The sequence below is a fragment of the Frankia sp. KB5 genome, assembly GCF_002099325.1.
Classification (GTDB): domain Bacteria; phylum Actinomycetota; class Actinomycetes; order Frankiales; family Frankiaceae; genus Frankia; species Frankia casuarinae.
On sequence record NZ_MRUJ01000211.1, the window covers coordinates 1 to 5,387 of the forward strand.

General features: G+C 68.4%; 6 protein-coding genes. 2 read left to right on the forward strand and 4 right to left on the reverse strand.

Annotated elements, in window-relative coordinates; all coding sequences use genetic code 11:
• Positions 1 to 69 precede the first annotated feature (69 nt).
• Positions 70 to 1,089, forward strand: coding sequence for an FtsK/SpoIIIE domain-containing protein (locus KBI5_RS18980; RefSeq protein ID WP_157902548.1), 1,020 nt, complete (start codon positions 70 to 72; stop codon positions 1,087 to 1,089).
• A 493-nt stretch (positions 1,090 to 1,582) separates the two neighbouring features.
• Positions 1,583 to 1,762 carry a hypothetical protein gene (locus tag KBI5_RS18985; RefSeq protein WP_023842169.1) on the forward strand — a complete coding sequence of 60 codons (180 nt, stop codon included), beginning with the start codon at positions 1,583 to 1,585 and terminating at the stop codon, positions 1,760 to 1,762.
• Between the two features lie 243 nt (positions 1,763 to 2,005).
• Here KBI5_RS18985 and KBI5_RS18990 read toward each other — a convergent pair whose 3' ends face one another.
• The 4 genes from KBI5_RS18990 to KBI5_RS19005 all read right to left on the reverse strand — a co-directional run bounded on the left by KBI5_RS18990 (position 2,006) and on the right by KBI5_RS19005 (position 5,085).
• Positions 2,006 to 2,647 carry a hypothetical protein gene (locus KBI5_RS18990; protein WP_133057082.1) on the reverse strand — a complete coding sequence of 214 codons (642 nt, stop codon included), beginning with the start codon at positions 2,645 to 2,647 and terminating at the stop codon, positions 2,006 to 2,008.
• 309 nt (positions 2,648 to 2,956) lie between these two features.
• On the reverse strand, positions 2,957 to 3,430 hold the full coding sequence (locus KBI5_RS18995; RefSeq protein WP_085016004.1) for a type II toxin-antitoxin system VapC family toxin: 474 nt from the start codon (positions 3,428 to 3,430) through the stop codon (positions 2,957 to 2,959).
• Positions 3,414 to 3,683 carry a type II toxin-antitoxin system prevent-host-death family antitoxin gene (locus KBI5_RS19000; protein ID WP_011434617.1) on the reverse strand — a complete coding sequence of 90 codons (270 nt, stop codon included), beginning with the start codon at positions 3,681 to 3,683 and terminating at the stop codon, positions 3,414 to 3,416. The genes KBI5_RS18995 and KBI5_RS19000 overlap by 17 nt, the downstream gene beginning before the upstream one ends.
• 628 nt (positions 3,684 to 4,311) lie before the next feature.
• Positions 4,312 to 5,085: a transposase family protein gene (locus KBI5_RS19005; RefSeq protein WP_085016005.1), complete on the reverse strand. Its 774-nt coding sequence runs from the start codon at positions 5,083 to 5,085 to the stop codon at positions 4,312 to 4,314.
• Positions 5,086 to 5,387: the final 302 nt, after the last annotated feature.

Genomic DNA, 5,387 nt, shown 5'->3' on the forward strand with positions numbered 1-5,387 from the left:
ACAGCCACGACACCGCCACACGGCGGAACCAGCCCCTCCACGCCATCGCCGAATACTTACATCGTCCGAGTGACAGAAACCGATCCTCTGGCACGCCCGAACCCCTGGCCCGGACACGACCACCCCGCGACGATCACCAAACCGATTGCTATCGGCGTTTCCGAGGATGGCACGGCCGTAACCGTTCTTCTCCTCCGCCGCCATGTCCTCATCGGTGGCGTCGTCGGCGCGGGGAAATCGGGCCTGGTGAACACGATCCTCGCCGGGCTCATTCCCGCAGACGATGTGACCGTCTGGGGAGTGGACCTGAAAGGCGGCATGGAACTCGGCCCGTGGGCGCAATCACTCGGCAGGCTCGCGACCACACCGGACGATGCCCTAACCCTCTTCACCGCCGCATGGGAAGAACTGAACCGGCGCACCCGCGAGCAAGCACAGCGCGGGGAAAGGACCTGGAACCCCACCCGGGAACGCCCAGCACTCGCGATCTTGGTCGACGAATTCGCGGAACTCCCCCCGGAAGCACTGGACATAGCTGATTCCCTGGCCCGTCTCGGCCGCGCAGTCGCGGTCACGCTCATCGCTGCCACGCAACGACCAACCCAAGACGCGACGGGAAACGGCGCTATCCGTAGCCAGATGGACGTCCGGATAGCGCTGCGAGTCCGGGAACGCGCCGACACAGACCTCATCCTCGGCGCAGGCGCCTACAAAAGTGGTTGGCGAACCGACGCCTTCACCCTTCCCGGCGTGTTCCTCATCCTTGACCCCGACCACACCACGCCCACACCCCACCGTGCCTACCTGCTAGACGACGACACCGTGGCGGATATCACCAGCCGCTATCCCACGCCACCGGCTCTACCCGCCCGGTCGGACGGGCCGCACACGGACCATAACCCCGACCCCAACAGTGCCCTGTGGACTGCCCTCACGGCAACACCGGACGGCGCCAGCGTGCCCGACCTGGTGACCGCCACCGGCCGGTCCCGTCGATGGGTGTACTATGCCCTACAGCAGCTCCAGGAAGCCGGCAAGGTGCGCCAGGCCGCGCCCGGCCGTTGGCACGCCACCCCCCACCGCCCATGACCCACCGTCACGGAACCGCCGTGCACACCCCCGTGCAACGCCGTGCACCCCGGCGTGCATGCACGGCCCTACGCGCGCGCGTGCGTGCGCGCCTACGCGCGTAGGCACCCACACACCCCCACCCGTGCACACCACGGCACATCGCCACAGACAGTCACATCACCGGGCGGACCCACCCCGCACCCCTACACGCGGGTAGGGCACACCCACACCCACACCGCGCACGCCCGCGCAGCGACCACCCCCGCCACACCGCACCCAACCCCGGGAACGCCGCCCGCTAGCACCACGCCCGCGACCAGGTAGCGGCAACACCCCATGCCCGCACCCCGCGCACCCCCGGTGATCTGAACAAACACAGCACGGTCGCGGTAGCCGTCCACCCCCGGGTGCCACGCGACCGTCCCGAACCACCCCCGCCGACCCCCACCCGGCGCAACCGCAACCCCCCGCCGGTCGTCACGTGACGACCGGCGGGGGTCAGGGAGCCGCGATGACCAGCACGCCGGACCACCCTGCCGACGAACCGGACGACGAACACACGGCGATCCGCCGCGCCGTATGGGCGATGCCCCCACTGACCGATGAACAGATCAACGCCCTCGCGGTGCTGCTCGCCACCATGCGGGACCATCCACGCCCCCGACCCCCCGACCCACCCCCCACCGACTGACCCCAACATGCGGCAGGCCCCCCGCACCGTATCCGGTGCGGGGGGCCTGTTCCTGTAAGCGTCTAGCAAGCGGCTACGGGCGTGGGGTCCGGGGGACGAGACCGATGCCACGGATCACTCCGCCGCTGGCCCGCAACATGGCCTCGTGGCATAGGGCGCACGCCAACGCCGTTTCTCTCCCATCGGAGACGATCACCAGTGCGGGTGCGGCACAACGGGGTGTCTCACACGTCGGCACGTCGCTCATCGCGCGTCCCCCGGTCCGGCCGTGACCAGATGCGCCCGTGTCTGCCTGCCGTAGCGCACGGTGAACCCCAGCGCGTCGAGCGTGGCCGCTACCGCGTAGGTCAGCACATCACCCACCCCGGCCGGGACGGGCCGATTCGCCGTGGGGATGGTGGCCATCCGGGGATGGGTAGCCCACCCCAACRCCACCCCCCGGTACGCACCCGTGCGCACCGGGACAAGCAGGACCCCGCCGGTTGCCTCCCGCCCGGTAGTGTCCGCCACCGGCACCCCCGCCAGCACGAGCGCACGCGCTACCCGCACCGTGAGCAGCGCGGTAGCGTCCCGGGTCGCGCGCACCCTCCCCCCATGGTCATCGGTGAGCCGCGCGACCTGTTCGGACCACAGGCGATTAAACGCGAGATCATCCGGTGCGGAACGGCTCGTCAGCGTCCCGTCCGCCGCTACCACCCCGTAGCCGACGGCGCTACCGGGATGGTCATCCCCCGCCCGGACTGCGTCATACCGGTCCGCCCACGGGCCGGCAACCACCCGCCCGTCCACCACCGTCCAGAACGCCGGAACCGACGCCCGGTCGTGGCGGGCACGCGGTCCGCGCGTCGCATCCTGCGAGGGATCGGTGCGCCCCGCATGCGGCACGGTCGGCACCCACCCGCCGGACGCGAGGGGACCGTCCGGGACGGTCGGCGCGTCGTTCCCGGCGGTCGGGAACGGAAGTGGAAGGCCGTCGACGTGCGTGGTCGGTTGCCTCTGTTGCTACACCCGTTGCTACACCTCCCCATGATCGCTGCGGCGCCCCAGACTGTCGCGCTGGGCTTACCGGGTTGATCGTGTCGTCATGGTCGGTCTGGGGTTCCCGGATCCGGCTGGCCAGATCGGGGTGCGGCCCGTGACACCCGAAAACGTCCGCCATCGACGTATGGCAGCAGCCTCGCCGCCCCGGCTGGGTTAGGGCTTCCTCTCGTGGGGCAATGGCGGCCTCGTGACGGGGACCGTGCGTAGGAGCCGTTCCAGGCCGGTGTAGTCGCCGGGGTTGGTGGTGAACAGTGGAAGGTCCTCCGCGACCGCCGTGGCGGCGATCATCAGGTCCGCGGTCCGGCGGCGCGGTTTGCGGCCCGCGGYGACGACGGCCGCGGTCAGCCGGCCGTAGACCCGCGCCGCCTCGGCGTCGAACGGGATCGGATCGAACTCGTTCTCGGCACGTTGGAGGATCTCCATCCGCCGTGCCCGTTCCTCATGCTCGTCGTACAGGTCCTGCTCGTCGTTACGCCGCACCTGGTGTGGCCCGGCGGACAGCTCCGCCAGCGTCACCACGCTGATCGCCATCTCGTCCGGAAGCTCGGCCACGTTCACCCAGCGGCGCAGGATCAGGATGTTGGTATCCAGCAGGCCCTGCCGGACGGGCTCACTGGTCATAGGCATCCGTCGCCTCGTGGTCGGCCGCGGCCTCCTGGTCGGCGCGGAACGCCTCCAGGCCGGTGTCAGGTGCGTTGCGTGACATCGCGGCGAACTCCTGCCGCGAGACGAACCGGCGCCGGCGCCGGATCGGGACGAGCTGCCCGATCTGGTGACCATCCCGAGTGACCGTGAACGACTGCCCATGCTCGACGGCGTCCATGATCTCCCGCGACCTCGACCGCAGGTCCCGCTGCGTGATCTCAGGAGTGCTCACCATGCCAGCGTAGCACCCGGTGCTACAGCGTGCCGCGACGAAGATCCAGAGTCTGGCCAGGCGATGTTGACCGCCCGGCTTCGCCATACCGCCGTGTGCCTGCGGTCGCCTCCTGCACGAAAGACGCTATCCGCAGCGCTCAAGAATATTGCGGATCCGCCGGGCGCCTGGATGATCGTCGTCATACGCGGCTTCGACGATTCGACGATTCCCATTACCTGCCGCGTCAGGTCCTTCCTGCATTCGGCGGCCCCACGATCCGGCTATCCGGATGAGGCCGAGTAGTTTGCGCGTCAGCGATGCTGCTGTGAGCTACTCATCTACCTGATTCCGCCCAATTTGCCGGACGCCGTGAGGTGGTCCTGTGTCGCGTCCAACCAAACCCAACGAGCGCCAGCTCGCGGTTCTCCGCTGGATTGGCGACGGATGCCCGCCGCGAGATTGGCCCGACCAGAGCCACAAGCTCACCGCGCGGGTCTTGGAGGGACGCGGTCTGGTCCAGGTCAGTGATCATGCCGGCTTGCGCCGGCACCCTGTCCTGATGAGGATGTTGGTGCCGTCCGGTCCGACGTCGTCCCTCTGTGGTGCCTGCGAGCCCGTAGGTCAGTGAGCCATTTCAAAGTTGGTTTTCCTAAAGGCCCTCGGTGGCGAGGACGAGGGCGGCCTGGGCGAAGGTGCCGACGCGGCGTGGGCAGCCACGGAAACGGTCGAATATGTGCCAGTTCTTGAGGACCGCGAATCCTCGTTCGCCTTGTGAGCGGGTGGTGGCGTGGGTCCGGTTGGCCTCCTTGTCACGGTCGGGGAGGTCGTTGTTCTTGGGTTTCTTGATCGGGACGAGGAGGCGGTCGCCCTCGCCGCCGACGTAGCCCTTGTCCGCGTAGAGGTAGAGCTCCGAGCGGTCGATCAGATCGAGAATGTCGTGCATCCGGGCCGCGGTGAGGTCATGGACGGAGCCGGGAAGCCCTTCGGAGATCCAGATCAGCCGGCCGTAGGGGTCGGTGAGGCCCTGCAGGTTGATGCCGTGGTACTTGTGYTTGCCCGAGTAGTACAGCTTGTTGTGCGCGCGGACACGGTTGGTACGCACGACGGTGCCGTCGAGGATGAGGAAGTTGCTCTGGGTCCACGCGAAGATCCAGACCGCGGCGAGCAGGGTCCGGCCGTGAGTGGCGAGCAGGCGGACGGCTTCGCGGATGTAGTTGTGGACGGTGCCGACACTGACCTGGAAGCCCTCGGCGAGTCGCTCGTAGCGTTCACCCTTGCGGAGGTGGACGAGCACCAGGAGTGCCTGCTCGGGTGGGGGCAGCTTGCGCCAGGTCCGACGCTGGGCGCGATCCTCGGCCAGCAGCCCCGCGAGGAAGGTCAGGGTCGACTCGGGCAGGTCGACGACACCAGGGTAGGTTAGCAACGGAAGTCCTCGGTCAAGGGCACAGTGGGGTAGACACCCTGTGATCTACCGGGGACTTCTCTATTTACGGCACCCCTCCGGCCACCGCCCGAACGTACGTAGTCGGAAGTCCCGTTGAGTTGATCGACGTTGGCGGTGGCTGCGGGGGCTGGGTGTGGCCTGATGGTCTCCGTGGGTGATGGTTCGCTGGTCGGGATGGTTTGCTGTGGTGCGTGGCGGTTGTCGAGTCGGGTGTTTGCGGCGTTGCTGGTGGTGAGGCGCTGGCGGATGTGTTGGTGGAGAACGGCCGTCTGCGAGTCGAG